The sequence below is a fragment of the Streptomyces sp. NRRL S-1813 genome, from assembly GCF_000719605.1.
Lineage (GTDB): Bacteria > Actinomycetota > Actinomycetes > Streptomycetales > Streptomycetaceae > Streptomyces > Streptomyces decoyicus.
The window spans coordinates 1-25297 of record NZ_JOHB01000003.1; the positions used below are offsets into that span (position 1 = coordinate 1).

Sequence of the window (25297 nt, forward strand, 5' to 3'; positions counted from 1 at the left end):
GCCGGTGTGCTCAAGGGTGAGGTCAAGGACGTCCTCCTGCTGGACGTCACCCCGCTGTCCCTCGGTATCGAGACCAAGGGCGGCATCATGACCAAGCTCCTCGAACGCAACACCACGATCCCGACCAAGCGCTCCGAGATCTTCACGACGGCCGAGGACAACCAGTCGTCCGTGCAGATCCAGGTCTACCAGGGCGAGCGCGAGATCGCGGCGTACAACAAGAAGCTCGGAATGTTCCAGCTGACCGGTCTGCCGCCGGCCCCGCGCGGGGTCCCGCAGATCGAGGTCTCCTTCGACATCGACGCCAACGGCATCATGCACGTCACCGCCAAGGACCTGGGCACCGGCAAGGAGCAGAAGATGACCGTCACCGGCGGCTCCTCGCTGCCGAAGGACGACATCGACCGGATGGTCCGCGACGCCGAGCACCACGCCGAGGAGGACCGCCGCAGGCGGGAGACCGCGGAGACCCGCAACCAGGCCGAGCAGCTCGTCTACCAGACCGAGAAGTTCCTCAAGGACAACGAGGAGAAGGTCCCCGGTGACATCAAAAGCGAGGTCGAGACCGCCATCGGCGAGGTGAAGGAGAAGCTCAAGGCCGACTCCGGCGACGGCGGCAACACCACGGAGCTCCGTACCGCCACCGAGAAGCTGGCGACCGTCTCCCAGAAGCTGGGCCAGGCCATGTACGCCGACGCCCAGTCGCAGGCTCAGGCCCAGGGCTCCGACGGGGCCGCCGGCGGCTCCGGCGAGGGCGCATCGGACACGGCTGCCGGCGATCAGGACGATGTCGTCGATGCGGAGATCGTCGATGACGACAAGCAGGAGGGAGGCGCACGATGAACCGTCCGACCAACGTCCGTGGCCCCGCTCAGCCGCCGCTGGCCCTCGTCGGACACGGGCCGGGGGAAAGCCCCGCCGCGGTCCCGCCCCGCGCCACCCCGGCGGAGGAGGGCAGCGAGCAGCACACGGGACGGCCCTCCGGTGACGACCGGGCCCCGGAGCGGTCGGCCCCGCAGGAAGCGGCTCTGCGCGCCCAGCTCCGGGAGCGTACGGCCGATCTTCAGCGGCTGAAGGCCGAGTACGACAACTACCGCAAGCGGGTCCACCGCGACCGCCTGGCGGTCGGCGAGATCGCCGTGGCCAATGTGCTGAGCCGGCTGCTGCCCGTGCTCGACTCCCTCGCCGAGGCCAGGGAACAGGGCGAGGTCACCGGTGGTTTCCAGCGCGTCGCCGAGGCTCTGCACAACGAACTGGGGGCGCTGGGCCTCCAGCCCTTCGGCACGGTGGGTGCCCCCTTCGACCCACTGATCCAAGAGGCCATCACCTACACCCCCGACGACCGGTTGGAGCATGCCACCTGCATCGCCGTCCTCCGCCAGGGCTACCGCGTCGGCGACCGTCTGCTGCGCCCCGCTCAGGTGATCGTCGCCGGCTAAAGGGCTGTCCCGTAATCCCTGGCGGATCAGCGCACGGCGTCAGATGCGGTGCATCGCAAGGCGGAGGAGCGTCCGGATACTGGGCGTATCCGGATGTTCCGACAACGCGGCGTGGGGGCACCTCCCAGCGTTAGCTGGGGGAGTGCCGTAACTGTCGTCGTGCGCCCGCCAGGGATTACGGGACAGCCCTTAACCGCCCGCCGGCCCGTAACAATCCCCCGGGCCCGGGCGCCCTGATTCCGTCGTACGCAACTTCGTGTCGCCGGCTGCCGTAGCCGTGCCGCTTTTCAAAGCGTCGCGGCTCCGCGGCCGGCTTTTCTTGTCACGGTCCTTTCACGGTCCTTTCGCGGTCCTTGTCACGGTGAAGGGTGACGTCCTGCTGTCGGGGCTCGGCCCGTCCTGGGCAATTGCACTCCTGAATCCCCTGCGCTGACGGACACATCAGTGATTCGCGAGTTGGCCGTGAGCCGATCGTTGAGCTGATCACTGAGTCGACCGACGAGCCTGATCGGCGAGCTGACCGGTGAGTTGAACTACGGAGACCGCCTTCCGTAAGGCGGAATCACTGCTCATACGTGCGACTACGCATACGTTCGAGTCCCGGGGGCACGCGGTCCTCTATCGCCACCGGACATCCACCGTACTTCGACAAAAACCCTACGACGCACGACAGGCGGGATCATGGCGACCGAGGAAAACACGGATCACAAGGAAGCGCACAACGGACGGCCGGAACGGGTCGCCGCGCCCACGGCAATGCGCCACGCCTCCGGGCAACTTGCACAGATGCTCCAATGCGAGCCCGGCTCGGTGTCGGCGCTCAAGGCCACCGATGACGGTTGGCTGGCGGATGTGGAAGTGGTGGAGATCGAAAGGGTCCCGGACACCGCGAGCGTGATGGCTTCCTACCGCGTTTACCTCGATGAACAGGGCCAGCTGATGGGCTATGAGCGCACGCGCCGATATGGGCGCGGCCAGATCGACAGATGATTCGGTCCGGGCTCGGCCGCTCACGACATCACGCACCCCCATGACCCGCTCCAGTCAACTGGAAGGGATGATCGATCGTGACTGCCATTCAGCAATCCAACGCATCGACCAGCGGAAGTGGTTCGGGAAATCTCTACGATGTCCTCGAGCTGATACTCGACCGAGGGCTTGTCATTGACGCCTTTGTGCGGGTCTCCCTCGTCGGCATCGAAATTCTCAAGATTGACGTACGCGTCGTCGTGGCGAGCGTGGATACCTATCTGCGCTTCGCCGAGGCGTGCAACCGTCTGGACCTGGAATCGGGCCGTAAGGCGCCGAGTCAGCTCACCGACCTGGTCGGGGAGGCAACGGAAAGCGGCGCCAAAGGAAAGTCGAAAGGCGCGCTGACAGGAGCCGTTGAGGCATTCAGCGAATCCCTGCAGAAGGGCCAGGAGGGATCCGAGGAGGAGGCGGAGGAGCGTCCGGCACGTAAGTCTGCCGGCTCCACCAACCGTCGCACGGCCCGCCGCCGGGAGGACTGAACCATGGCAACCTACCTCTACGCCATCACCGGTGCCGACCATCCCTTGCGACTGAACGACGTCGCCGGGGTCGGCAGCCCGGCAGCGCCACTGCGCACCGTCAAGACGAAGGACCTGTGTGCCGTGGTCAGCGACGCGCCGGCAGAGCTACGGGCCAAGCGCCGCGATGTGGTGGCCCACCAGGGCGTTCAGGAACGTCTGCTGGCCGACGGTGCGGCCCTGCCGATGCGCTTCGGGCTGGTCGGCCCCGACGACGAACAGGTGGTCTCCGCACTGGAGGAACACCGCGACACCTACACCCAGCGCCTCGCAGAGATCGCCGGCTGCCGCGAGTACCACCTCAAGGTCGCACGCGGCGAGGACGATCTGCTGCGGGAGATCGTCCAGGAATCCGCCGAGGTACGACGGCTCAACGAGCGCACCCGGCAGAACCCGGACGCGTACGACGACAAGGTGGCCCTGGGCGAGCTGATCTCGCAGGAGGTCCAGGCCCGCCAGGACCGTGCGCGTACGGACATCGTGGCCGTTCTGACTCCGGCCGCGGTACGCACCGCGGCCGTCGAACCGACGAAGCGTCACTTCCTCAGCGTGTCGTTCCTCGTGGAGCGGGAGAAGGCCGCGGCCTTCTCCGAAGCGGTCCACGCGGAGGCCGAGAAGCGCGGTGACGCCTACACCTTCGATCTGCACGGCCCGTTGCCGCCGTACAGCTTCGTCTGACCGCGAGCGGAGATCCGTTGTCATGGGCCTCATCACACAGCTCCTGACCCTGCCGCTGGCACCGGTACGGGGCACGGTCTGGGTCCTTGACCAAGTGGTGCTCACCGCCGAGCGCGAGTACTACGACCCGGCACCGGTCCACGAGGAACTGGCCGCGCTGGAACAGCAGTTGCTGGACGGCACCATCGGAGCCGACGAGTTCGACTCCCGCGAGGACGAGCTCCTGGACCGGCTCGAATGGCTGGAGGCCCAGCAGCGCCGACTACGTACCGACTCCTGATCACGGGGAGAACGAGGTGTACGAGAGATGATGAACAACGCCAAGATAGGTGTGGCCCTCGTAGGGGGCTACCTCCTGGGGCGCACCAAGAAAGCCAAGCTGGCCATCGGCCTGGGCATGTTCCTGGCCGGCAAGAAACTGAACCTGGACCCCAGGCAACTGGGCACACTGGTGGCCAACTCACCGGTTCTCGGTTCCCTCAACGACCAGGTGCGCAAGGAGCTGGTGGACGCCACGAAGTCGGCCGCCGGCGCCGCGCTCACCCAGCGGATGAACGGTCTCGCCGACTCCCTGCACGAGCGGACCCTGGCCCTCGACGAGGGCGGGACCGACGGTGCGGCACGCGCGGCGGATGATGCGGATCCGGAGGCCGAGGACGAGCCACGGGACGACGCCGAGGACACCGACGACGCCTCGGACGCCCCGGACGCGGAGAGCGAGAAGCCCGCCCCGCGCCGTAAGACACCTGCCGAGCCGTCCGCGAACTCGGCCACGAAAACGGCCACGAAGACCGCCACGAAGACCGCCACGAAGTCGGCGTCGGCCAAGAAGTCGACCCCCACCGACCGGTCGTCCACGCCGCGGCGCTCGGCATCGAGCACCTCCAAGACTTCGGGTAAGGCCGCGGCGTCCTCCCGCGGACGCACCTCCACCGCCCCGGGGCGGAAGGCCGCCTCCGGTGCCCGCAACAAGGCATCGAGCAAGGCTTCCGGCGCGGCGCGCACGGTTGCCGACCGTGGGGGCAGCAATGGCTGAGTCCACCTTCAGCAAGATCAAGGACGAGGTGACCAAGAGCCCGGCGGCCGACCAGCTCAAGGAAGAACTTCAGCACTACCTCCAGGCCCGGGCGGAACACGCGGTCACCCAACTCGGCCACAAGCTGGGCGAGAGCGTCGGCAAGCTCGCCGAACCCGGCCAGGGGCCCGGCGGCCTGGTGAGCAGTCTGGCGAAGGGCGGCAAGGGCCTCGGCGAGGGCAAGTCGCCGCAGCAGGCGGCGCTGACCGTGGGCGCCTCCCACCTCAAGGACACCGTCAAGGACAAGGTGAAGAGCCTGTTCGGCAAGGGCCGCAAGGGCGGCGGCGGCAAGTCCAAGAGCGTGACGATCGTCGAGGACATCGATGTGGGTGTCCCCGTACGCGAGGCGTACGACCAGTGGACGCAGTTCCAGGAATTCAGCACCTTCGCCAAGGGCGTCGTCAGTGTCGAGAAATCCGATGACACCAGCAGCAACTGGAAGGTGAAGGTCGCCAAGTCCACCCGCAGTTGGCGGGCCAATGTCACCGAGCAGGTGCCCGACGAGCGGATCACCTGGACCACCGAAGGTGCGAAGGGCACGGTCAAGGGTGTGGTGACCTTCCACCGCCTCACCGACAACCTGACGCGGGTGCTGCTGGTTCTCGAGTACTTCCCCAAGGGTCTGTTCGAGAAGACGGGCAACATCTGGCGCGCCCAGGGCCGCCGGGCCCGGCTGGACCTCAAGCTCTACCGCAAATTCATCATGATGCGCGGCGAGGCCACCGATGGCTGGCGCGGTGAGATCCAGGACGGCGAGGTCGTGGTCGAGCATGACGACGCCGTCGCGGCGGAGGAGGAGGACCGGGAGGACGTCGAGCGCGGCTCCGACGAGGTGCACCCCGGAGACGATGAGGCCGACGAGGATGCCGGCGCTGAAGACGAGGACCTCGATGACGAGGAAGACGCCGAGGACGTTGAGGACGCCGAGGACGAGGGCCACCACGACGTGGACGATCACGACGTCGACGACCAGGACGTGGACGACCACGACGACCTCGCGGCGGAAGCCGATGCCGACGAGGACGACCTGGAGGAGCCCGTCGACGAGGACGACGACCGTGGGGAGCCGCTCGACGAGGGCGACGACCCGGCGGACGAACGGGACCCGTACGACGAGGACGAGCCGCCGGCACCCCGCCGGGGCCGCCGTGCCGCCGTTGCCCGCTGACCCGTCCCGACCGCACAGACGAGGCTGATCATGTCCGATTCACTCGCCGGCCGTATGGGGCCTTCCTCCGGTCCGTCCCCGTACGGCCGGCAGGGGGCTTCCGCCAACCTGGCCGACATCCTGGAGCGCGTCCTCGACAAGGGCGTCGTCATCGCGGGCGACATCCAGATCAATCTGCTCGACATCGAGCTGCTGACCATCAAGCTCCGGCTGCTCGTCGCCTCCGTCGACAAGGCCAAGGAGATGGGCATCGACTGGTGGGAACACGACCCCTCCCTTTCGTCCCGCGCCCGCGCGCCGCAGCAGGTCCCCGACGGGCGCACGCCGGCCGTCGGCAGCGAGCCGCTGGCCGAGGAGAACCGGCAGCTGCGCGCCGAACTCGCCGAACTGCGCGCGGCCATCGGCTCCCCCGGGGGCTCCGGTGCACACCAGGCAGACCGCAAGGAGGAGCAGTGAACCGCCCCACACCAGGAGCCGAGGAGACTGCCGCCGCGCCGCGCCCCGTCGGCCGGCCCGCTGAGCGGCCCGCTGAGCAGCCCGCTGAGCGGCAAGAATCCGACCGCTCCCGGATCTCGTACGTCTACGCCATCGGCCGCACCGGCACCGCCCTCGAGGCATCGGCTCCTTTGCTGACCGGACTGCGGGACGGCCCTCTCCGAACGGTCGTCTCCGGCCGCCTCACGGCCCTGGTCTCCTCCGTCCCTGCCGACGCCTTCAGCGCGGAGGGCATGAAGGCGCAGCTGGAGGACCTGACGGAGCTGGAGACGATCGCCCGGACACACCACGCCGTCGTCGAGGCCGCCTATGCCGGCGCCATGGTGCTGCCCATGCGCCTGGCCACGGTGTATCTGGACGATGCCCGGGTGCGGTCGATGCTGGACGAGCGCGGCACCGAGTTCGACGCGCTGCTCTCCCGGCTCGAAGGCCATGCCGAAATGGGGGTGAAGGTGTACGCGGACGCACGCGCGGCGGCCGCGGCCGAAGCCCCCGCGGCCGGCGCCTCGGGATCTCCCGCGCCCGACAGCCCGGCCCCCGCCACGTCCCCGGCCAGCCCCGGCCGGGCCTACTTGCAGCAGCGGCGGGCCCAACGGCGTACGCATCGTGATGCCTACCGCGCGGCGGGAGCCGTCGCCGCCGACGTGCGGGTCCGGGTGGCCGACGTGGCACGGGACATGGTCGCGCACCGCCCGCAGCAAGGTGAACTGGCGTCCGGTACCGGCGAGAACATCGCCAATGAGGCGTATCTGGTCCCCACGGACCGCATCGGGGAGTTCCACCGGGCCCTGAAGGGACTGGCCGATGGTGTCCCCGGCGTACGTGTCGAGATCACCGGCCCGTGGGCCCCGTACTCCTTCGCGACGCCGCCCGCGGAAAGCGGGAACCCGTGAAGGGAAACGACCTTGAGGCCGCGTTCACGGATGCCTCGTTCGTGGCGGACCGCACCGAGGAGGAATCTCTCGCCGGGCGGCAGATTGCTCTGATCGATCTCTTGGACCGTCTCCTGAACGGCGGCGCGGTCCTTACCGGAGATGTGGTGCTGTCCATTGCCGAGGTGGATCTTGTCCATATCAATCTGCGCGCGGTGATCCGCTCGATCACGCCCGACAGCCCGGCACCGTGGTGAAGGCCCGTGAGGAGGATCTGCCAAGTGACGAGGGATACAGCATGACGGAGGAACCGGTGAATCCGGCCGCGCCCGTGAAGCCCGCCTTCGCGGAGGTGGCGCAGGCGGCGGCACGGGCATTCGGCCTGGTGCCGGCCGGGGCCGAGGAACATCGGCAGGGGCAGGGCAGCAGTATCGCCCAACGGCTGAAGACCGACCCGGAGACGGTCGAACGCGATCTCATGAAATTGGTGCTGACCATCGTGGAGCTTTTGCGGCAGCTCATGGAGCGCACCGCACTGCACCGCGTCGACCAGGGCGATCTGAGTGAGGATCAGGAAGAACGGGTCGGGATGACGCTCATGATTCTCCAGGACCGTATGACGGAACTCTGTGAGCGCTACGGGCTCACGATGGAGGACCTCAATCTCGATCTCGGTCCCCTTGGCTCCCTGTTGCCACGCAATGACGCCGGCTGAACGGCTCAGCGAAACCCCCGTCGCCGTGCGTCCCCGCCGAATTCCTGATCGGTGCCGGATTCCCGATACCGGTATCGCCCCCCGCAGATGTTTCAACGGCGGTTGAACGGCAACACGCACTACCAGGGCCGCAGAGCACACCAGGTATTTTCGCTCCAGAGCACACCAGGTTTTCGCTCCCCCGCGGTAATCCGTAGCGCGTTGGCAAGGGCCGCTGCGGAGCAACCGGACACCGTCCGGACCGCCGCAAAGGATGCAGGCGTGCAGTCGACGCCCGGCCGGTGCCGGGCGGAGCGAGGTCGTCGGTCCCGCACTCGTCATCAGATCGGCGTCATGGTTTCTTCCATGCGCTCTCCCGTCCTACCTACACGGAGGTGCAGGGTTATGGTTCCGCTGCTTCTGGTTCTGCTTCTCGCGCTGCTTCTCTTCGGCGCGGGATTCGCGCTCAAGGCGCTGTGGATCGTCGCCGTGGTCGTGCTGGCATTCTGGCTGCTCGGCTTCCTCATGCGTTCGACCGGCGCCGCCGGCCGGCGCGGCCGCTGGTACCGCTGGTAGAACCCGGTCCCGATCCACTCGATGTCCCCGGCGGGCCGATCCCCTTCGGCCTGCCGGGGAACGGTATTTTCCGGCGGCCATTGCAACTGATGGCCCGTCACCCTACTCTTCCGGCACACCCCCACCGCACCGGGGCGCTCGTACGGTCTCACCCCTACGATCCGTGCGCGGTGCCGCGGGGCCGGCGCGCCGCGCGCCGGAGGGACAGTCATGTCCGACGACAGCGCTCGAGGAGCATCCTTCACCCGCCGCACGCTGCTGACCGGGGCCGCCGCCGCGGGGCTCGCCGCGGCAGCCGGATTACAGCCCGCTCATCGCATTCCCGCGGGCAGTGCCGCAACCACCCTCGCCCCGCCGCCCGGCTTTCCCGCGGGCATCCCGCTCTCCCAGCAGGCCTTCCGCAACTGGTCGTTGGAGATCATCGTCGAGGGGGTCTGGACCGCCTCGGCGCGCACCCCCGACGACGTGGTCACTCTCGCCAACTGGGCCCATGAGCACGGCTACCGGCTACGGGCCCGGGGCAAGGGGCACACCTGGTCGCCGCTGGTGCTGCCCGCCGGGGCCGACACCAGCCGTACGGTCATCGTCGACACCACTTCCCACCTCACCGCGGTCAGTGTGCAGGGCGGCGGCCCCGGGAGTGTCACCGCGCAGACGGGGGCAACGCTCGACACCATCCTCGCCCGCCTGGAGGAGGCAGGGCTCGGGCTCGCCACCACCACCGCGCCCGGCGACCTCACCATCGGCGGGGTGCTCGCCATCGGCGGCCACGGCACGGGGCTGCCCACCGCCACCGAACGCCCGCCCGCGGGATCCGGCTTCGGCACCCTGAGCTCCCTGGTCACCTCCCTCACCGCCGTGGTGTGGAGCGCGGCGGCGGGCCGCTATGTGCTCAAGACCTTCACCCGCTCCGACCCGGACATCCGCGCGTTCCTGGTCCATCTGGGCCGCGCGTTCCTCACCGAGGTGACGATGACCGCGGCGGCCAATACCCGGCTGCGGTGCCAGAATTGGTTCGACGTGAACGTGGGCACCGTCTTCGGTCCGCCCGGTACAGGCGGCCGCACGATCAGCTCCTACCTGGAGCGCACCGGACGCATCGAAGCGATCTGGTTCCCGTTCACCGATGTGCCCTGGCTGAAGGTGTGGAGCCTGGCACCGTCCAAGCCGCTGCTCGCCAAGCAGATCGACGTTCCGTACGCCTACACCTTTGCCAACCGTGTCACCGAGGAGATGTCGGGGCTGCTCGGGGAGATCGCCGCGGGCGGCGGCGACAAGACGCCCGCGTTCACCAAGCTCGCCATGTCCATCGTCGGGTCCGGGCTGATCGTCACCGGCACCTGGGACGTCTGGGGCTGGTCGAGGAACAGCCTGCTGTACGTGGAGCCGTCGACACTGCGGATCGCCGAAGCGGGGTGGGCGGTACTGACGTCCCGGGCGAATGTGCAGCGCGTGGTGGGTGACTTCCACTCCCGCTACCAGCGCGTGCTGACGGCTCATCAGGACCGTGGCTCGTACCCGGTCAACGGCCCGATCGAGCTGCGCATCACCGGCACGGACCCTCTCGACGGCCCGCTGCTGTCCCCGGCGCGGGCCCGCGCCGACCACCCCGAGTGGGACACCGTCGTGTGGCTCGACTTCGCCACCTATCCCGGCACGCCCGGTGCGGCCCCCTTCTTCCGCGAGCTGGAACAGTGGATCTGGCAGACCTACACCGGCTCGTATGCGGCCGTGCGCCCCGAGTGGTCCAAAGGCTGGGCCTACACGGACGGCGGGCCGTGGACGGATCCTGCCACCGTGGGCGGCGCCGTCCCGGCCGCGTTCGAGGACTGGCGCACCGCCCGGGACACGCTGAACCGCTATGACCCGGCACGGGTGTTCTCCAACGCCTTCCTCGACACTCTGCTGCCCTGAGCGGAGCCTCGACCAGGCCCCGCATCTCGTCGCAGGCATCTTTCCCGAGGGGAGCAGCGTTTCGAATTCCGAACCACTACACTCCCTTCATCGCTTCGAAATCCGAAGCGATGAAGGGAGTAGTCAGAGTGGTCATGAGTGCGCGCATCCCGCCCGTCGAAGCCCCCTACTCCCCCGAGGCCACCGCGGTACTGCGCCGCATGATGCCGGACGGCGAAGCGCCGCTCGCCCTGTTCCGGTTGTACGCGCGCAAGGTACCGCTGGCCGAGGCGCTGCACGGCTGGGGCTCGTACGAGCTCAGCCGCCGGCTCGGCCTCGGCCTGCGGGACCGGGAGATCATCATCGACCGCACCTGTGCACGATGCGGCTGCGAGTACGAATGGGGCGTGCACGTAGCCCGTTTCGCCACCCGCGCCGGCCTGACCGCCGCACAGATCAGTTCACTCACCCACGGAACACGTGCCGACCCCTGCTGGACGACCGAGCGCGACCGGCTTCTCCTCGACGCAGCCGATGCCCTGCACACCCGCCACGACATCGATGACACGCTCTGGGCCCGGCTCGACTCCGAGTTCACTCCGGAAGAACTCCTCGACCTGCTGATGCTGTGCGGCTGGTACCACGCCATCAGCTTCACCGCCCGCGCCACCAGGCTCACCCCGGAACCCGGTACGCCGCGGTTCCGGGAGATCCCGTTCCCGGACGGCAGTTCGGCGGAAGAGGGCGGCCGGTGAAAGCCGTCCTCCCCGCCTCACCCTGGCACGGCCGGCGAAGCCGTCACGACGGTCACGAAGTCCCGGAAGGACGGAGGGTGAGCGTGCCCTCCGGGGCGGAGTGGACGCAGGGGCGGAAGCCGGAACCTATCCGGTCGAGGAGCGCCCGCAGCCATCGGGTGTCCTGGCGCGAGGCATGCCACAGCCGCATGCGCCGGGCCTGAAAAGGGATGATCCGCACCTCGTGCAGTCTGCCCGTGTCCGGGTCCACCGAGACGAGACAGAGCAGCCGCAGGTCGTCCCGATACCGCTCGTAGCCGGTGATGCCCTCGTAGTCGTCGATGAAGTCGCCGCACCCGTAGATCACGAGCTTCCCCCGGTACGCCTCCACGGCGCGGGGATGGTGCGAGGAGTGTCCGTGGACGACATCCACGCCGCCGTCGAGAAGTGCGTGCGCGAAGGCGGCCTCGTCACGGGGCACGTGGTAGCCCCAGTTGGCACCCCAGTGGACGGAGACCACCGCGACATCGCCCGGCCGCTTCACCTGCCGTACCCGGCCGACGATCCCGGCCGCGGCGGCCGACGAGGGCCTGGCCACGAAGTCGACGCCGGCGCGGTCGCCGGTCGCGGCCCATGATCCGGGGACGCCGCTGGACGGCATGCCGAAGGAGAAGACCAGGATGCGGCGGCCGCCTTCGAGGGGGATGACCGCCGGTCGGCGCGCCGCGTCGGCGTCCGCGCCCGCCCCGGCCGTCCGCAGCCCCGCCCCCGCCAAGGCGTCGAGGGTGTCCGCCAGCCCTTGGCGGCCGAAGTCCAGGACGTGGTTGTTGGCCAGGACGCAGACGTCGGGGCGGGCCGCGGTCAGGCACGGAAGGTTCGCGGGATGCATCCGGTAGTGGATTCCCTTGCCGGGGGCGAAATCGCCGTCCTCCGTGACGCCGGTTTCCAGATTGAGCACCCGGGCGGCGGGCGCGGCGTCATCCAGCACCCGCAGTGCGTCCCCCCAGGGCCAGGCGAAGCCGACCGGACGGGGAATGGGGCCGTTCACCGCCTCCGCCAGCTCGACATAGGACCGGGCGTCCCGCACGTAGCCCTCCCGCAGCGCCGGGTCTCCGGGGCACGGAAGGATCTGGTCGACGCCACGGCCGAGCATGACATCGCCGCAGAGGAACAGGGTGAGCAAGTCACTGCCCATTCCCCCAGGTTAGAACCCGTTGGCGGAGGTTTCGCGTGGGGCTTCACACCGCGGCATCGGGTCGGTCTGCCGCTCGTGCGACGCGACCGGATCAGCCGCCACGGGAGCCGTCGCCGTGACCGGACCCCCCGAGGCGACAGGGAGCGTCGTGCCCCGTCCGCCGGGCGGGGCCGCGGTGCGGGAGCCGGCGGCCAGGATGCTGACGGTGTTGGCCGTCACGATGGCCGCGATGGCCAGCCAGTCGATCGCGTGCAGGGCCTGGTCCAGGACGACGAGGCCGACCAGTGCCGCGAGGACGGGGTTGACGCTCATGAAGACGCCGAAGAAGCGAGCGGGGACCCGGCGCAGGGCGAGCAGGTCGGCGAGGAACGGGACGGCCGAGGAGAGGATGCCGGCGGCCGCCGCACAGCCCACGGCGCTCGCGGTCGGCGGGTGGTGGGCGAGCACGGTGATGCCGACGGGTAGGTACAGCAGGGCGGAGACGCCGGCAGCGGCGGCCGACCCTTCGGTGCCCGGCAGACGGGCACCGACGAGGCGGTTGAGCAGGATGTAGGACGCCCAGCACACGGCGGCGAGCAGGCCCAGCGCGATGCCGGCGTAGTCGGTGCTCGGCTGCGGGCGGGCCAGCAGGACGACCGCCGCCCCTGCGACGAGGGCGCACAGCAGGTCGGCCAGGCGACGGGAGGCGGCCAGGGCCACGGCCAGCGGCCCGAGGAACTCCAGGGTCACCGCCAGGCCGAGGCCGATGCGGTCGATCGCCGTGTAGAGGGACAGGTTCATCGTGGCGAACACCGCCGCCAGGCACAGCACCGGCCACCACTGCCGCCAGGTGAACGAGCGCAGCCGCGGCCGGCCCACCGCCAGGAGGACGAGGCCGGCCACCCACTGCCGTACGGCCACCACACCGGCCGGCCCGATCACCGGAAACGCCAGTGCTCCGGTGGCGGCACCGATCTGGTTGGAGAGTCCGCTGCCGCACATCATCGCCACGCCTGCCGCACGGCCCGGATAGGTCGCCGATCCCCCCTGAGCGGCCTCGGGGTACAGCCGGCCTTGAGTGCTCCTTCGCATGCAGGGCAGCATCCCTCCGCGCAGATCCATACGTAAAATGCATGCACGTACTCATCGATGCGCTGTGGTTATGGATCTTCATATGACTCTGCCTATGGAACTGCGGCATCTGCGCTGTCTGGTGGCGATCGTCGATGCCGGTGGCTTCACCGATGCCGCCATCGATCTCGGCATCTCGCAGGCGGCGGTGTCCCGCACCCTGGGTGCGCTCGAAGACGCCCTGGGGGTACGGCTGTTGCACCGTACGAGCCGGAGCGTCATCCCCACCACCGCGGGTGTTCAGGTGCTGGCGCGCGCCCGGAAGGTGCTGGCCGAGGCCGACAACCTCATCCGGGAGGCCACCACCGGTCATACGCGGCTGCGCATCGGCCACGCATGGTCGGCCATGGGCCGGCACACCGCCGAGTACCAGCGCCGCTGGGCCGCCCGCTACCCCGACGTCGAGCTGCACCTGATCCGCACCAACTCCGCCACCGGCGGCCTGGCGGAGGGCCTGTGCGACCTCGCCGTGGTGCGCACCGCCTTCGATGACGCGCGCTTCGCCAGCGCCGTCGTCGGCCATGAACGCCGCTACTGCGCCATGGCCGCCGACGACCCCTGGGCCAGGCGCCGTTCCATCGCCCTGTGCGACATCCGCGAACGCACGTTGCTCATCGACCGGCGCACCGGCACCACCACGGCCGACCTGTGGCCCGAATCAGCGCGTCCCGCCGTCGAACACACCCAGGACATCGACGACTGGCTCGCGCTGATCGCCACCGGCCGCACCGTCGGCATCACGCCGGAGAGCACCGTCAACCAGTACCGGCGTGACGGGATCGTCTTCCGGCGGCTGCGGGACGCGGCGCCCATCGCGGTCCACCTCATCTGGCGACGCCATGACCCGCATCCGGCGACCCACGCTGCCGTCGCGCTGCTCACCGACCTCTACGGACAGCGGAAGTGACGGACTGCGCCCGGCCTCGTACCACTCCCCCGGCAGCGTCCGGTGCCGATCGGCAGGACCTCCCGCCGCCTCCTCTCCCCCGCACCACCGGAAACGGACAGGCACATCATGACGGAACCCACCACCGAGTTGCAGGAACAGGTCTCGGCCCTCGGACCGTTCTTCACTTTCGAGACGCACGCCACGGGGTCGGAACTCATCGCGCCTTGGCGGAAATTGAGCGAGGTGGCGCGGGCGGAGAGCGGGGTCCTGGAGGAGCGGGTCGCCTCGGTGCGGGCCGCTCTCGCCGCCGGCGGTGGGCGACCTGCCGAGGCCGTCGAGCTGCGCGTGGCCGCGTCGGTGGCGCATCTGGGGCTGATGGCGCGGGTCGTCTCACCGCTGCTCGGGCTGGCCGCTCTGCACCGCCTGCCGTCGCGGCCTCCCATGCTCGACGATCTGCGGTGGCACTCCGGCCTCGGTGGCGCGTTCGCCCTGTCGCTGCCGCGGGAGACGGTGGCCGCCGTCGCCACGGGTGACGCCGGATCCGTCGCCGGTGCCGGTGCTGCCGGAGCCCTGCTGGAGGGGCCGGTCCGCGATCTGGTGGACGCCGGCGCGGCCTTCTCGGTGTCCCGGCGCATTCTGTGGGGCAATGTGGCATCGGCCGTGAACGGCGCGGCCGCGGGCATCGTGTCGGCAGCACCGGCCCTGGCGCGGCCCGCCCGCACCGCGGCCCTGCTGATGCTGCGCCAACCGCAGCTCCGCGACGCCCACGCCCTGGATCCACGCAACGGGCGCTTCCGGCGCAGGAGTTGTTGTCTGATCTACCGGGCCGCACCGGATGCCGCGGGCGCCGTGTGCGGCGACTGCGTCCTCGTACGCCGATAGGGCGTGCGCGGTGGCGCCCGCTCAGCCGACGTGGACGCGGGGGCGGCGGTCGCGGTCGGGTTCGGCCTCGCGCAGGACCTCTCGGGTGACAGGGGCGACTTCGCCCTGGCCGAAGAGGAAGAAGCGGAGGAACTGGGCGAACGGGTTGCCCTCGGTCCACTCGAAGTAGATGTGCGGCCGCGCCCCGGTGAGATCGCGTGCGTGCAGCAGCAGAGCGGCCAGCGCATTGGAGACGGTGGAGCTGTCCATGACGAGCACCCGGAAACGGCCGTGCAGCACCTCGCCGCGTACGCGGAGTTCGCTCTCGAATTCGGACGGGTCGCCGACGGTGACCTCGACGAAGATGAAGTCGTCGTCGACCGGGAGGTCGTTGTCCGTACGGATCTGCTGGAGCTTGTCGCGGTACTCGGACAGATCGCGCTGGTCGGGCTCGTTGGCGATGAAGCGGATCTTGCGGTGGGCGGTGTCGCGGATGAACCGCTCGGCCTTCTCGTCGAGCACGACGCTGGTCACCCGCAGTTCGAAGGCGCGGGCGAGGCGGGAGAGGAACGAGACGAGGATGATGCCGGCGATGAAGCAGGCACCGATCTTCACGCCGTCGGGGCGCTCGATCACATTCGCCACCGTGGTGTAGAGGAACACCACGGCGATGACGCCGAAGCCGATCGTCCAGCCGTGCTCGCGGGCGCGCCGGGCGGTGATGGTCACGGCGATCGCGGCGGAGCTGATGAGGACCAGGACGCCGGTGGCGTAGGCGCCGCCCTGGGCGTCCACATCGGCGTCGAAGAGCCAGGTCACGAGGAAGGCGACCAGGGTGAAGACCAGCACCATCGGGCGGACCGCCCGCGCCCAGTGGGGCGCCATCCCGTAGCGCGGCAGATATTGCGGCATCAGATTCAGCAGACCGGCCATGGCCGAGGCACCGGCGAACCAGAGAATGGCGATGGTGGAGACGTCGTAGACCGTGCCGAAGAGGGAGCCCAGGTACTCGTGGGCCAGATAGGCCAGGGCGCGCCCGTTGGCCGGTCCGCCTGGCTTGAACGCGTCCTCGGGGATGAGCAGGGTCGTGATGAAGCTGGTGATGATGAGGAAGACGCTCATGATCACGGCGGCGGTGGTGAGCAGATTCTTCGCGCCCCGGATCCGGCCTGTGGGGCGCTCCTCGGTGTCATCGGGGTCGCCTTCGATATGGGGCATGACGGCCACACCGGTCTCGAACCCGGACAGGCCCAGTGCCAGCTTCGGGAAGACGAGCAGCGCCACCCCGATCATCGCCGGCACGCTGCCGTGCTCGGCGGTCAGCGCATGGGACCAGTCGGCGACGACATGCGTGGTGGTGGCCACATGCCACAGTCCGACGACGACCACGACGGCATTGAGTGCCAGGTAGAGGCCCACCAGCACGATCGCCACCCCGATGGCCTCCAGGAAACCCTTGAGGAACACCGCTCCGAGCAGGGCGACCAGGATCAGCGTGATGACCAGCTGACCGTTGTGCAGGGCGCTGGTCAGGTGGGGGTTCTCCACCAGGTGGGTGGCGGCGTCGGCCGCCGACAGGGTGATGGTGATGAGGAAGTCGGTGGCGGCGAAACCCAGCAGGGTCAGCACGAACAGCTTGCCCTGCCAGAAGGACAGCAGCCGCTCCAGCATCGCGATCGAGCCCTGTCCGTGCGGGCTCTCCCGCGCCACCCGCCGGTACACCGGCAGCGCACCGGCCAGCGTCACCAGGACGAGGACCAAGGTGGCGATCGGCGACAACGCGCCCGCGGCCAGCGCGGCGATGCCCGGCTGATAGCCGAGTGTCGAGAAGTAGTCCACTCCGGTCAGGCACATCACCCGCCACCACCGCTGGCCGCGGCGGGCACCTTCGGGCGCGGCGTGCGGCCCCGGGTGGTGCTTGGCCATGTCGGCCAGGCCCTCCAGCATCCACGCGCGCAGGCGATGCCGTGCTGCGTCCCCGGGAGGAGATCCGGCGGAGGCGGCCATCGTGTGCTCCTGTCGTACCGCGAAAGCATCCGGCCATCGGCGAGACGGCCACGTCAGCGTACGTAGTGCGGACGTCGTGACCGTGGTGCTCGGTCCTGTGGCGCGTTCGTGTCCCGGGGCCGCGGCGGCAGCCGGGTGTTCAGACGGGGAGCCCCGCGCCCCGGCGGGCCGGTTTTCCGGTGAGGTGGTGCACGTACTCGTCCTCCAGACGGAATCCCGCGGTCCAGGCGAGGAGCCTGCTGGGGCGGTTGTCGCGGGAGCAGGTCCAGCTCGGGGTGCGTCCGCGGGCGGCGATGTCCCGGCACAGGGCGGTCACACAGGCCAGGGCCAGGTGCTGACGACGGTGTCCGGGGACGGTGAAGCAGGCGATGTCCTCGTATCGGGTGCCGCGGAAGTAGGTGCAGGCCACGGCGAGGACCTCGTCCGTCCGGACGGCGGCCCAGCCGAGTCCGGACGCGGCGAGACCGGCCGCGCCGCCCCAGCTGGCGTGGACCCACGCCGCGTCCGGAGGGAGGGCGGCCAGCGCCGGGGAGTCCCCGGGTGCCAGCCGACGCACCGTCACACCGTCCGGGGTGCGCGGTGCCGGAACGGGCTCCCGGTGCAGATACAGCATCCGCTCGCACGGCACTACCAGGTCGAAGGCGCTGCCCAGCGCCGGCAGGAAGCGGGCGGGGGCCTGCACATAGTGCGCGCCGAAGACGGCGAGGGCGTCCGTGGCCAGGGCGCCCGGGTCGCCGCGGAGGAGTACATGGTCCGCGCACGCCACGGCCAGGGCACGTGGGTCGGCGGCGCGGTCGGCCCACCAAAGGCCGGTGCCACCGGCCCGTACGTGTTCGGCCAGCGCCGCCGTCCCGGGGGATCCGGCGGCGAACCAGCGGGTGAGCGGGGGGAGTTGGTCCGGGGCGAGTTCGATCACAAGGGTTCCTCGGGTGGTCGCGGCCTGCCGCCTCGGCGCCGGTGCGGCGGTGCGCCAGGGCGGTGGCGCCACGCTCGGCGAGCCGCCGGGCGGACCGGTGGCCGGTGCCGGAGACCCACCGGCCACGAGGACAGTACGGGAGGAAACGGGCGAGTCTGGTGTTATCCCTTCCGGGGAGGGGAACGGGTACGCCGAACGGACCCGTCACGTCCCGGCGACGTACCGCGGCACAAGGACGGCCGAAGAGTTCAGCGTGTTGCCGAGCGGATCCGCTCGGTGAGCACGCAGGGCCGTGGCCCGGAAACCTTGTGGTGGTGTGCCAGAGTGGGAGGTGACGGGCGGCGCGGTCGATGCGTGTGAGAGAGGGCGGCCTGTCATGTCCCTACAGTCGGATCGCCCCGGCGCGATCACCACATATCCCAGGTCCACGCCCCGGCGGAGCGCGGAGTACGAGGACCTGTTCGATCAGGCTCCGGTGATCTTCGCTGCGCTGGGCGGCCCGTCGCATCTGCTGGAGGCGGCGAATCCGGCGTTCTTCGAGGTATTCGGCGGCGACCGCGGCGGGACCGGCGCGCCGCTCGCGGACCTGATTCCGGAGCTGACGCCACAGGGCGTCATCGACCGGCTCGATGCGGTGTACCGCACCGGCACTCCGTACCGTGCCCGCGGCGGGCGGCTGGTGCTCGGTGCGCCGGGGGCGGAGCGGGAGGGGTTCTTCGACTTCACCTACGAGCCCCGCCGGGACACGGTCGGCGAAATCGACGGGGTGGTCGTGATCGCGGTGGAGACCACCGTGTACCACCACGCCCAGCTGCTCGCGGCCGAACAGCGCATCCTGCTGGAGCAGATCGCCCGCGACGCCCCGCTGGGCGACATCCTGACCGGCATGGCGCGGGCCATCGAGGAGCTGTCGCCGGAACTGATCGTCTCGGTACTGCTGGCCGATCCCGAGGGCCGGCATCTGTGGCACGGCACCGGCCCCGGCCTGCCGGACTTCTACAACGAGGCGATCGACGGGATAGCCATCGGCCCGGACATCGGCTCGTGCGGCACCGCCGCGTATCTGCGCGTGCCGGTGATCGTCACCGATATCGCCACCGATCACCGGTGGGACGGCTACCACGACCTGGCCGCGCGGGCCGGGGTCGCGGCGTGCTGGTCCACTCCGATCCTGGCGACGGACGGCCGGCTGCTGGGCACCTTCGCGATGTATCACCGCGCCCCCAAGGCCCCCGAGGACAAGGACCTGGCCCTCAGCGCCGCGTTCGCCCGTATCGCCGCGCTGGCCATCGAGCGTCATCAGGCCACGGAGGCGCGCCGCGCCGCCCAGGAGCGGGAGAAGGAGGCCCGTGAGGACCTGGCTTTCGTCCTGGACGCCAGCACGGCCATCACCCGCGAGCTGCACTACGCCGACTGTCTCCAGTGCCTGGCCCGGCTGACCGTGCCGACCTTGGCCCCGCTGTGCAGCGTCCATGTCGTCGAGGACGGGCGGACCCGGCGGATCGCCGTGGCCGCCGCCTCCCGGGCCGAGGAGGACCTGCTCGCCTCCCCCGTCCTGCGGGACCAGGTCGACAAGGCGGTGGCCCGCGTCCTGGCCTCGGGCACCACGGAGACGGACCACGCCGGCACCTCGCCCGGCGACGGCCCCGTGCGGCTGCCCGGTGTCACCGGTTACGTCTGTACCCCGCTGGCCACCCGCGGCCGCACCTTCGGCGCCCTGACCCTGCTGGCCACCGACCGGCCCCTGGACGGCCATGTCATCGCCCTTGCCGAGGAACTGGCCCGCCGGGCCGCTTCCAGCGCCGACAACGCCCACCAGTTCAGCGACCGCGTCCAGCTGGCCCGCGACCTCCAGGCCGGGCTGCTGCCTCCGGAGCTGCCCAGGATTCCCGGCGCCGATCTGGCGGCGTCGTACTACCCCGCCGGGGAAGGGCTCGAGGTCGGCGGCGACTTCTACGACGTCTTCCCGCTCCCGGACGACCGCTGGGCGTTCATGATCGGCGATGTGTGCGGGCGCGGTGCCCTGGCCGCGACCACTACCGGCATGGTCCGCCACACCGCACGCGCCGCCGCGCGGCTGCTGCACGACCCGGCTGCCGTGGTCGCCGCCATCAACACCGCACTGACCGGAAACGCTCTCGACGAGGACTACTTCGTCTCGCTCGTCTACGGCGAGCTGCGGCACACCCCGTCCCACCTCGCACTGGAGCTCATCCGCGCCGGCCACGTCCCGCCGCTCGTGCGCCGCACCGACGGGACGGTCGAACAACTCGTCCAGTCGGGCCTGCTCCTGGGGATCGCCCCCGACTTCGACGGCGCCGCCTGCCGGCTCGACCTCTACCCGGGCGACAGTCTGGTGCTGGTCACCGACGGCATCACCGAGGCCCGCTCCGCCGCCGGCGAGTTCTTCGACGAACACCGTCTGGCCGAGGCCCTCCTCGCCCTCCCGACCCCGTTCTCCGGCGCGTCCGCTCTCGTCGAGGCCATCCATACCTCGGTGACCGCCTTCGCGGGCCGTTCCACCCCCGATGACCAGGCCGCTCTGGTCCTCACCGCCACCTGACAGCCGACCCGGCGCGCACCAGTGGGCACCGCTCCGGCCCCGTCCGCACACCCGCCCGGCCACGGGTCCCGGCCCGGCGCACACGACCCCGGCGGTGACGAAGGCCGCGCTCCCCCTGCCCTTCCCCTGGCAACGTGCCTATTTTGGCTTCATGGACCCCGTGCCGCGTGCCACCCCCGACGACACCAACCCGCTGCGCCGGCTCTCCCTCGACGACCTGCGGCTGCGTACGAGCATGAAGTGGCGCACCTACCCGGACGATGTGCTGCCGCTGTGGGTGGCGGAGATGGATGTGCCGCTCGCCGTACCGGTCGCCGAGGCGATCACGGATGCGGTGGCGCTCGGCGACACGGGCTATCCGGCAGGGACGGCGTACGCCCGGGCCCTGGCCGGCTTCGCACGGGCGCGATGGGACTGGGAAGGCCTCGTCGTGGAGCGCACGGCGATCGTGCCCGATGTGATGCTGGGCATCGTCGAGGTGCTCAAGCTGCTGACCGGCCCGGGAGACGCGGTGGTCGTCAACTGCCCCGTCTATCCGCCGTTCTACCAGTTCGTGACGCATATGGACCGGCGCGTGGTGGAAGCGCCGCTGGGAGCGGCGGGGCGGATCGATTTCGCCTCGCTGGAGCGGGCGTTCCGGCACGCGGTCGCGGACGGGGGCCGGGCCGCTTACCTGCTGTGCAGCCCGCACAACCCCACCGGCACCGTGCACGACGCCGACGAACTGGCCGCGGTCGCGGCACTCGCGGACAGATATGGCGTACGGGTCGTCGCCGACGAGATCCACGCGCCCGTGGTGGCCCTGGACGCCGGATTCGTGCCCTACTTGAGCGTGCCCGGGGCGGAGAGCGGTCTGTCGCTGATGTCGGCGTCGAAGGCGTGGAACCTGGCCGGTCTCAAGGCGGCGCTCGCCGTCGCCGGGCCCGCCGCGGCCGACGAGCTGGCCCGCATCCCGGAGGAGGTCAGCCACGGCCCCAGTCACCTCGGCATCATCGCCCACACCGCCGCCCTGCGGGACGGCGGTGACTGGCTCGACGCGGTGCGCGCCGGCGTCGACGACAACCGCCGGCTGCTCGCCGGCCTGCTGGCCGAGCGACTCCCCGAGGTCCGCTACCGCCCCGCCGCCGGGACGTATCTCGCCTGGCTCGACTGCCGCCCGCTCGGCCTCGGTGACGACCCCGCCGCGGCCTTCCTCGAACGCGGCAGGGTCGCCCTCAGCCCCGGTACCAGCTTCGGCACCGGCGGCGCCGGTCACGTCCGGCTCAACCTGGCGACCTCGCCCGAGCTGCTCACCGAGGCCGTACGGCGCATGGCCGCCGCGCTGACCTGACCAGGACACCCGGCCCCGCGGCTTCCTTCCCCGCCAGGGGAAGGAACCACCGGAGCGGGCACCGGCCACCCCACCACCGGCCCTCCTCCACACCGCAGTTGAGAGGACCGTTTTTGGATTGCGGGGAGTTTCTCCATACGATCCGGCGATGATCACAAGAAAACGGCTGGCGGCCGGGGTGTGCGGCCTGCTGGCCGCGATGACCGTCGCGTTGGCCCCCACACCTGCCGCCGCCGGTGAACCGGATGCGAAGTCTTCCCCCAAGGTCGAGCTGACGCTCGATGTCAGCGGCTCGATGCGGGCGCGTGACATCGACGGACAGAGCCGGATGGCCGCCGCGAAGCAGGCGTTCAACGAAGTACTGGACGCGGTGCCGGACGAGGTCCAGCTCGGCATACGCACCCTCGGCGCCAACTACCGTGGCGAGGACCGGAAAGTCGGCTGCAAGGACACCCGGCAGCTCTACCCGGTCGGCCCGCTGAACCGGACCGAGGCGAAGACCGCGGTGGCCACGCTCGCCCCCACCGGCTGGACGCCCATCGGTCCGGCCCTGCTGGGCGCGGCCGACGACCTCAAGGGCGGCGACGCGACCCGCCGGATCGTCCTCATCACGGACGGCGAGGACACCTGCGCCCCGCTCGACCCCTGCCAGGTGGCGCGGGACATCGCCGCCAAGGGCATCCATCTCACCGTCGACACCCTCGGGCTGCTGCCGGACGCCAAGACCCGCAACCAGCTGAGCTGTATCGCCGAGGCGACCGGCGGAACCTACACCTCCGTACAGCACACCAAGCAACTCCGGGACCGGGTGCACCAGTTGGTGGACCGCGCCGCCCATCCCGTGGCCACTCCGGTGGCGGCCGAGGGCGCACAGCAGTGCGCCGACGCCCCCGAGCTCAAGGCCGGTCTCTACAGCGACCGGGAGAAGTTCGCCGAGCACCGCTGGTACCGGGTGAACGTCCGGCCCGGCCAGGAACTGCGTGCTTCGGTGAGCCTCGCCGCGGACCGTGCCGTGAACAACGACTACGGCGTGCTGCTGCGGGCCTCGACCGTGCACGGCCGGGAGATCGTCCGCGGGTCGGAGGCCGGCGACGGCCGCACGGATGTGATCTCCTCCGGGCTGCGCTACCCGAAGGCGCCAGTCGCCTCCGGGGACGACGACAAACCGGCGGCGGAGACCGTCTGCCTCCAGGTCAGCAACTCCTTCTCGGCACCCGCCTCGGTCAAAACCGACCCGGGCCTGCCCGTCGAGCTGACCGTCGACCTGGTGGACGGCCCCGATGACGCCTCCGACGCGGCCTTCTTCGGCCTCGGACACGGCTGGTGGCTGCTGGTCTCACTGGTGCTCAGCGGGCTCGTCGCCGGTCTGCTGTGGGGCTGGATATCCCGTTGGCGCGTCACCGTCTGGAGGACCAACTGATGCGCACCCTGCGCACACTGATGACCGTGGTGCTGGCCGGCGCCGGTCTCTTCGGCATGGCGGGAACCGCCGTCGCCGACAGCCCGTCCCCCGGGCCCAGCACCAGCACGGATGCGGAGTCCGCCGCTCCGACCGAGGCCGGTACCTCCTTCCGTACGGCGGCCGCCATCAAGCCGGATCAGCGGGCCACGGCGGACGCGTCCACCGGCGACTACCTCTACTGGGTGCTGCCCGTGGACGCGGGACAGCGCGCCACCGTCAAGGCCAAGGTGACGCTCCCGCAGAGTGCCCGGCACGGCGCGGCGACCTGGCAGCTCGATGTCTACGACGGGCTGCGCCGCCATCAGGCGTGCATGTACGGCGCCCGGACCAGGACCGCGGCCCAGGACACGGGATCCGTCGAGCTGTCCTGCACCCTGCGCACGGTCCGCGCCTGGGCGGAGCCGTGGTCGAACGATCCGCTGCCCGGCAGCTACTACGTGCGCCTGACGGTCGTCGATCTGCCCAAGGACGACCTCGGCCTGCCGGTGCACGCCGAGGTCGACGCCACCACGGCCGACACCGGCGGCGCCCACGCGGTGGACGGCACACTCGCCGCGCCCCTGGTGCCCGGCGCCTCCACCGCCACACCGCAGGCCGAGGAGAGCACCACCCCCGGGGAGCCTGCGGCCCTGGGCGAGCCGGACGGCGGCTGGTCCTCCGGCGGGTGGTCCGACCGCTGGCTCTGGACCGCGGCGGGCGGGCTGCTCGCGGCCCTGGCCGGCCTCGCCGGCTACCGCTTCACCCGGGGCTCCGGCCGCCCGTCACAGGTGCCACCGGGCGCCTGAACGGCCGGGGCGGCCATGGCACGGGCCGTGGCCGCCCCGCCCGGGGCCGCCATCTCCGTTCCTCATCTCTCGTCTCGGCAGGTCGAGTTCTCATCTCGGCAGGTTGAGTTCACCGGTCGCGGCCAGGGCGGCGCGGCCGGTGACTCGCGGGGTGTGGCCGGTGACGGTGACCCTGATGTGGGAGGGCCGGCCGAGCGCATGCCCCTGCACGATGGCCAGTTGGTCACCTGCCCGGCCGTGACGGCGCAGGAGGCAGGCGAGCGGGCCCGCGGCGCTACCGGTGGCCGGGTCCTCGGTGATACCGGCGACCGGGTTGACGAAGCGGGCATACACCCCGGCGTCGGGCTCGGCCGGATCGAGGGCGTACAGGTACACACCCTGGCCGCCGACATCGGGCAGCAGCGCCCGCAGCCGGGCGGCATCCGGGCGCGCGGCCTCGACGTCGCGACGGCTTCGGAGCCCGACCATCAGATGCGCGGCGCCCGTGGAGACGACTTGCGCGACGGGCAGTCCGGCAGCTGCCCCCAGTCCGTCGCCGTCGACCCCGAGCGCCTCGGCAAGGGCGGCCCGGTCGGTCAACTCGGCCCCGTATTCGGCCGCCCGCTGCTCCAGGGTGACCTCGATGCGGCGGTTCCCGTCCGCGGTGATCTCGACCGGCAGCACCGTGGAACCCAGCTGCTGGTGCCAACGCCCCGCGCCGCCGTGGGGGCCCAGACGGCCCGTGGACGCCAGCCACCACCAGGCACCGAGGGCGTTGTGGCCGGCCCCGAACACCTCGATGCCCGCCGCGGTGAAGGAGCGCAGCCGCCAGGTGGCGCCGGGCTGTGCAGGCCGCAGCAGAAACGTCGTCTCCGCCTGGTGGAACTCGCGGGCGATGCGGGGCAGCAGCCCTTCGGGCAGCGCATCGGCGTCGGGAACGAGGGCCAGCGGATTGCCTTCCAGCGGCTGCTCGGTGAAGACATCCACCAGGGCGAACGGGGTGCTGTCGGCCATGGGTCGAGCTCC

At 70.6% G+C, this 25297-nt stretch carries 25 protein-coding genes and 1 pseudogene; 21 read left to right on the forward strand and 5 right to left on the reverse strand.

Annotated elements, in window-relative coordinates; genetic code table 11:
• The 15 genes from IF67_RS0107130 to IF67_RS0107200 form a co-directional block, all read left to right on the forward strand.
• Window positions 1-843, forward strand: an 843-nt coding sequence (locus tag IF67_RS0107130; RefSeq protein WP_030983232.1) for an Hsp70 family protein, incomplete at its 5' end; no start/stop codon positions are given.
• The gene (grpE, locus tag IF67_RS0107135; RefSeq protein ID WP_030983234.1) at window positions 840-1439 is read left to right on the forward strand and encodes a nucleotide exchange factor GrpE; all 600 of its coding nucleotides are present in this window, start codon (window positions 840-842) and stop codon (window positions 1437-1439) included. The genes IF67_RS0107130 and grpE, both read left to right, overlap by 4 nt.
• 681 nt (window positions 1440-2120) lie before the next feature.
• Window positions 2121-2429, forward strand: coding sequence for a gas vesicle protein (locus tag IF67_RS0107140; RefSeq protein WP_078889320.1), 309 nt, complete (start codon window positions 2121-2123; stop codon window positions 2427-2429).
• Window positions 2430-2506: 77 nt separating this feature from the next.
• Complete coding sequence (locus tag IF67_RS0107145; protein WP_051817742.1) at window positions 2507-2950, forward strand: gas vesicle structural protein GvpA; 444 nt, start codon at window positions 2507-2509, stop codon at window positions 2948-2950.
• 3 nt (window positions 2951-2953) lie between these two features.
• Window positions 2954-3667 (forward strand): GvpL/GvpF family gas vesicle protein, encoded by a 714-nt coding sequence (locus tag IF67_RS0107150; RefSeq protein ID WP_030983239.1) that lies wholly within the window; start codon window positions 2954-2956, stop codon window positions 3665-3667.
• Window positions 3668-3689: 22 nt separating this feature from the next.
• Complete coding sequence (locus IF67_RS0107155; RefSeq protein WP_030983240.1) at window positions 3690-3947, forward strand: gas vesicle protein GvpG; 258 nt, start codon at window positions 3690-3692, stop codon at window positions 3945-3947.
• Window positions 3948-3974: 27 nt separating this feature from the next.
• Window positions 3975-4703, forward strand: a complete 729-nt coding sequence (locus IF67_RS38875) for a hypothetical protein (protein ID WP_051817744.1) — start codon at window positions 3975-3977, stop codon at window positions 4701-4703.
• Window positions 4696-5910, forward strand: coding sequence for an SRPBCC family protein (locus IF67_RS0107165; protein WP_030983242.1), 1215 nt, complete (start codon window positions 4696-4698; stop codon window positions 5908-5910). The genes IF67_RS38875 and IF67_RS0107165 overlap by 8 nt, the downstream gene beginning before the upstream one ends.
• Before the next feature lie 30 nt (window positions 5911-5940).
• The gene (gene gvpJ, locus IF67_RS0107170) at window positions 5941-6366 is read left to right on the forward strand and encodes a gas vesicle protein (RefSeq protein WP_030983243.1); all 426 of its coding nucleotides are present in this window, start codon (window positions 5941-5943) and stop codon (window positions 6364-6366) included.
• A complete protein-coding gene (locus tag IF67_RS0107175; protein WP_234341006.1) occupies window positions 6363-7298 on the forward strand; it encodes a GvpL/GvpF family gas vesicle protein in 936 nt (311 codons plus the stop codon). Before gvpJ ends, IF67_RS0107175 begins: the two co-directional genes overlap by 4 nt.
• Window positions 7295-7534: a gas vesicle protein gene (locus IF67_RS0107180; RefSeq protein WP_250050631.1), complete on the forward strand. Its 240-nt coding sequence runs from the start codon at window positions 7295-7297 to the stop codon at window positions 7532-7534. The genes IF67_RS0107175 and IF67_RS0107180 overlap by 4 nt, the downstream gene beginning before the upstream one ends.
• 41 nt (window positions 7535-7575) lie before the next feature.
• Window positions 7576-7992 carry a gas vesicle protein K gene (locus IF67_RS0107185; RefSeq protein WP_030983246.1) on the forward strand — a complete coding sequence of 139 codons (417 nt, stop codon included), beginning with the start codon at window positions 7576-7578 and terminating at the stop codon, window positions 7990-7992.
• Between the two features lie 384 nt (window positions 7993-8376).
• Window positions 8377-8547, forward strand: coding sequence for a hypothetical protein (locus IF67_RS0107190; protein WP_030983248.1), 171 nt, complete (start codon window positions 8377-8379; stop codon window positions 8545-8547).
• A 210-nt stretch (window positions 8548-8757) separates the two neighbouring features.
• A complete protein-coding gene (locus tag IF67_RS0107195; RefSeq protein ID WP_030983250.1) occupies window positions 8758-10461 on the forward strand; it encodes a cholesterol oxidase substrate-binding domain-containing protein in 1704 nt (567 codons plus the stop codon).
• A 134-nt stretch (window positions 10462-10595) separates the two neighbouring features.
• Window positions 10596-11195, forward strand: coding sequence for a carboxymuconolactone decarboxylase family protein (locus IF67_RS0107200; protein ID WP_051817746.1), 600 nt, complete (start codon window positions 10596-10598; stop codon window positions 11193-11195).
• Between the two features lie 52 nt (window positions 11196-11247).
• Here the strand turns inward: IF67_RS0107200 and IF67_RS0107205 are convergent, their stop codons facing one another.
• Window positions 11248-12369 carry a CapA family protein gene (locus IF67_RS0107205; protein ID WP_030983254.1) on the reverse strand — a complete coding sequence of 374 codons (1122 nt, stop codon included), beginning with the start codon at window positions 12367-12369 and terminating at the stop codon, window positions 11248-11250.
• A 186-nt stretch (window positions 12370-12555) separates the two neighbouring features.
• Window positions 12556-13452: pseudogene (locus IF67_RS0107210) on the reverse strand (EamA family transporter); the annotation flags it as partial.
• A gap of 70 nt (window positions 13453-13522) precedes the next feature.
• Here IF67_RS0107210 and IF67_RS0107215 point away from each other — a divergent pair.
• Together IF67_RS0107215 and IF67_RS0107220 are read left to right on the forward strand one after the other, a co-directional pair.
• Entirely contained in the window at window positions 13523-14386 is an 864-nt protein-coding gene (locus IF67_RS0107215; protein ID WP_199812698.1) for a LysR family transcriptional regulator, read from the forward strand.
• 108 nt (window positions 14387-14494) lie between these two features.
• On the forward strand, window positions 14495-15250 hold the full coding sequence (locus IF67_RS0107220) for a (2Fe-2S)-binding protein (RefSeq protein ID WP_030983260.1): 756 nt from the start codon (window positions 14495-14497) through the stop codon (window positions 15248-15250).
• A gap of 21 nt (window positions 15251-15271) precedes the next feature.
• On the opposite strand, the gene IF67_RS0107225 is transcribed toward IF67_RS0107220, so the two are convergent.
• Window positions 15272-17236: an APC family permease gene (locus IF67_RS0107225; RefSeq protein WP_030983262.1), complete on the reverse strand. Its 1965-nt coding sequence runs from the start codon at window positions 17234-17236 to the stop codon at window positions 15272-15274.
• Window positions 17237-17375: 139 nt separating this feature from the next.
• Entirely contained in the window at window positions 17376-18152 is a 777-nt protein-coding gene (locus IF67_RS0107230) for a GNAT family N-acetyltransferase (RefSeq protein ID WP_030983264.1), read from the reverse strand.
• A gap of 376 nt (window positions 18153-18528) precedes the next feature.
• On the opposite strand from IF67_RS0107230, the gene IF67_RS0107235 reads away from it, so the two are divergent.
• The 4 genes from IF67_RS0107235 to IF67_RS0107250 all read left to right on the forward strand — a co-directional run bounded on the left by IF67_RS0107235 (window position 18529) and on the right by IF67_RS0107250 (window position 24292).
• Window positions 18529-20715 carry a SpoIIE family protein phosphatase gene (locus tag IF67_RS0107235; RefSeq protein WP_030983266.1) on the forward strand — a complete coding sequence of 729 codons (2187 nt, stop codon included), beginning with the start codon at window positions 18529-18531 and terminating at the stop codon, window positions 20713-20715.
• Window positions 20716-20866: 151 nt separating this feature from the next.
• Window positions 20867-22045, forward strand: coding sequence for a MalY/PatB family protein (locus tag IF67_RS0107240; RefSeq protein WP_030983268.1), 1179 nt, complete (start codon window positions 20867-20869; stop codon window positions 22043-22045).
• Between the two features lie 148 nt (window positions 22046-22193).
• Window positions 22194-23465, forward strand: a complete 1272-nt coding sequence (locus IF67_RS0107245; RefSeq protein WP_030983270.1) for a VWA domain-containing protein — start codon at window positions 22194-22196, stop codon at window positions 23463-23465.
• Window positions 23465-24292, forward strand: coding sequence for a hypothetical protein (locus IF67_RS0107250; protein ID WP_030983272.1), 828 nt, complete (start codon window positions 23465-23467; stop codon window positions 24290-24292). Before IF67_RS0107245 ends, IF67_RS0107250 begins: the two co-directional genes overlap by 1 nt.
• Window positions 24293-24382: 90 nt before the next feature.
• Here the strand turns inward: IF67_RS0107250 and IF67_RS0107255 are convergent, their stop codons facing one another.
• Window positions 24383-25285, reverse strand: a complete 903-nt coding sequence (locus IF67_RS0107255; RefSeq protein ID WP_030983274.1) for a PhzF family phenazine biosynthesis protein — start codon at window positions 25283-25285, stop codon at window positions 24383-24385.
• Window positions 25286-25297: the final 12 nt, after the last annotated feature.

Coding starts and splice junctions, on each gene's coding strand:
- grpE (WP_030983234.1), top strand. CDS start 840: ATGAACCGTCCGACCAACGTCCGTGGCCCCGCTCAGCCGCCGCTGGCC.
- IF67_RS0107195 (WP_030983250.1), top strand. CDS start 8,758: ATGTCCGACGACAGCGCTCGAGGAGCATCCTTCACCCGCCGCACGCTG.
- IF67_RS0107220 (WP_030983260.1), top strand. CDS start 14,495: ATGACGGAACCCACCACCGAGTTGCAGGAACAGGTCTCGGCCCTCGGA.
- IF67_RS0107155 (WP_030983240.1), top strand. CDS start 3,690: ATGGGCCTCATCACACAGCTCCTGACCCTGCCGCTGGCACCGGTACGG.
- IF67_RS0107225 (WP_030983262.1), bottom strand. CDS start 17,236: ATGGCCGCCTCCGCCGGATCTCCTCCCGGGGACGCAGCACGGCATCGC.
- IF67_RS0107140 (WP_078889320.1), top strand. CDS start 2,121: ATGGCGACCGAGGAAAACACGGATCACAAGGAAGCGCACAACGGACGG.
- IF67_RS0107250 (WP_030983272.1), top strand. CDS start 23,465: ATGCGCACCCTGCGCACACTGATGACCGTGGTGCTGGCCGGCGCCGGT.
- IF67_RS38875 (WP_051817744.1), top strand. CDS start 3,975: ATGATGAACAACGCCAAGATAGGTGTGGCCCTCGTAGGGGGCTACCTC.
- IF67_RS0107235 (WP_030983266.1), top strand. CDS start 18,529: ATGTCCCTACAGTCGGATCGCCCCGGCGCGATCACCACATATCCCAGG.
- IF67_RS0107245 (WP_030983270.1), top strand. CDS start 22,194: ATGATCACAAGAAAACGGCTGGCGGCCGGGGTGTGCGGCCTGCTGGCC.
- gvpJ (WP_030983243.1), top strand. CDS start 5,941: ATGTCCGATTCACTCGCCGGCCGTATGGGGCCTTCCTCCGGTCCGTCC.
- IF67_RS0107185 (WP_030983246.1), top strand. CDS start 7,576: ATGACGGAGGAACCGGTGAATCCGGCCGCGCCCGTGAAGCCCGCCTTC.
- IF67_RS0107205 (WP_030983254.1), bottom strand. CDS start 12,369: ATGGGCAGTGACTTGCTCACCCTGTTCCTCTGCGGCGATGTCATGCTC.
- IF67_RS0107255 (WP_030983274.1), bottom strand. CDS start 25,285: ATGGCCGACAGCACCCCGTTCGCCCTGGTGGATGTCTTCACCGAGCAG.
- IF67_RS0107150 (WP_030983239.1), top strand. CDS start 2,954: ATGGCAACCTACCTCTACGCCATCACCGGTGCCGACCATCCCTTGCGA.
- IF67_RS0107190 (WP_030983248.1), top strand. CDS start 8,377: ATGGTTCCGCTGCTTCTGGTTCTGCTTCTCGCGCTGCTTCTCTTCGGC.
- IF67_RS0107215 (WP_199812698.1), top strand. CDS start 13,523: ATGACTCTGCCTATGGAACTGCGGCATCTGCGCTGTCTGGTGGCGATC.
- IF67_RS0107165 (WP_030983242.1), top strand. CDS start 4,696: ATGGCTGAGTCCACCTTCAGCAAGATCAAGGACGAGGTGACCAAGAGC.
- IF67_RS0107200 (WP_051817746.1), top strand. CDS start 10,596: ATGAGTGCGCGCATCCCGCCCGTCGAAGCCCCCTACTCCCCCGAGGCC.
- IF67_RS0107240 (WP_030983268.1), top strand. CDS start 20,867: ATGGACCCCGTGCCGCGTGCCACCCCCGACGACACCAACCCGCTGCGC.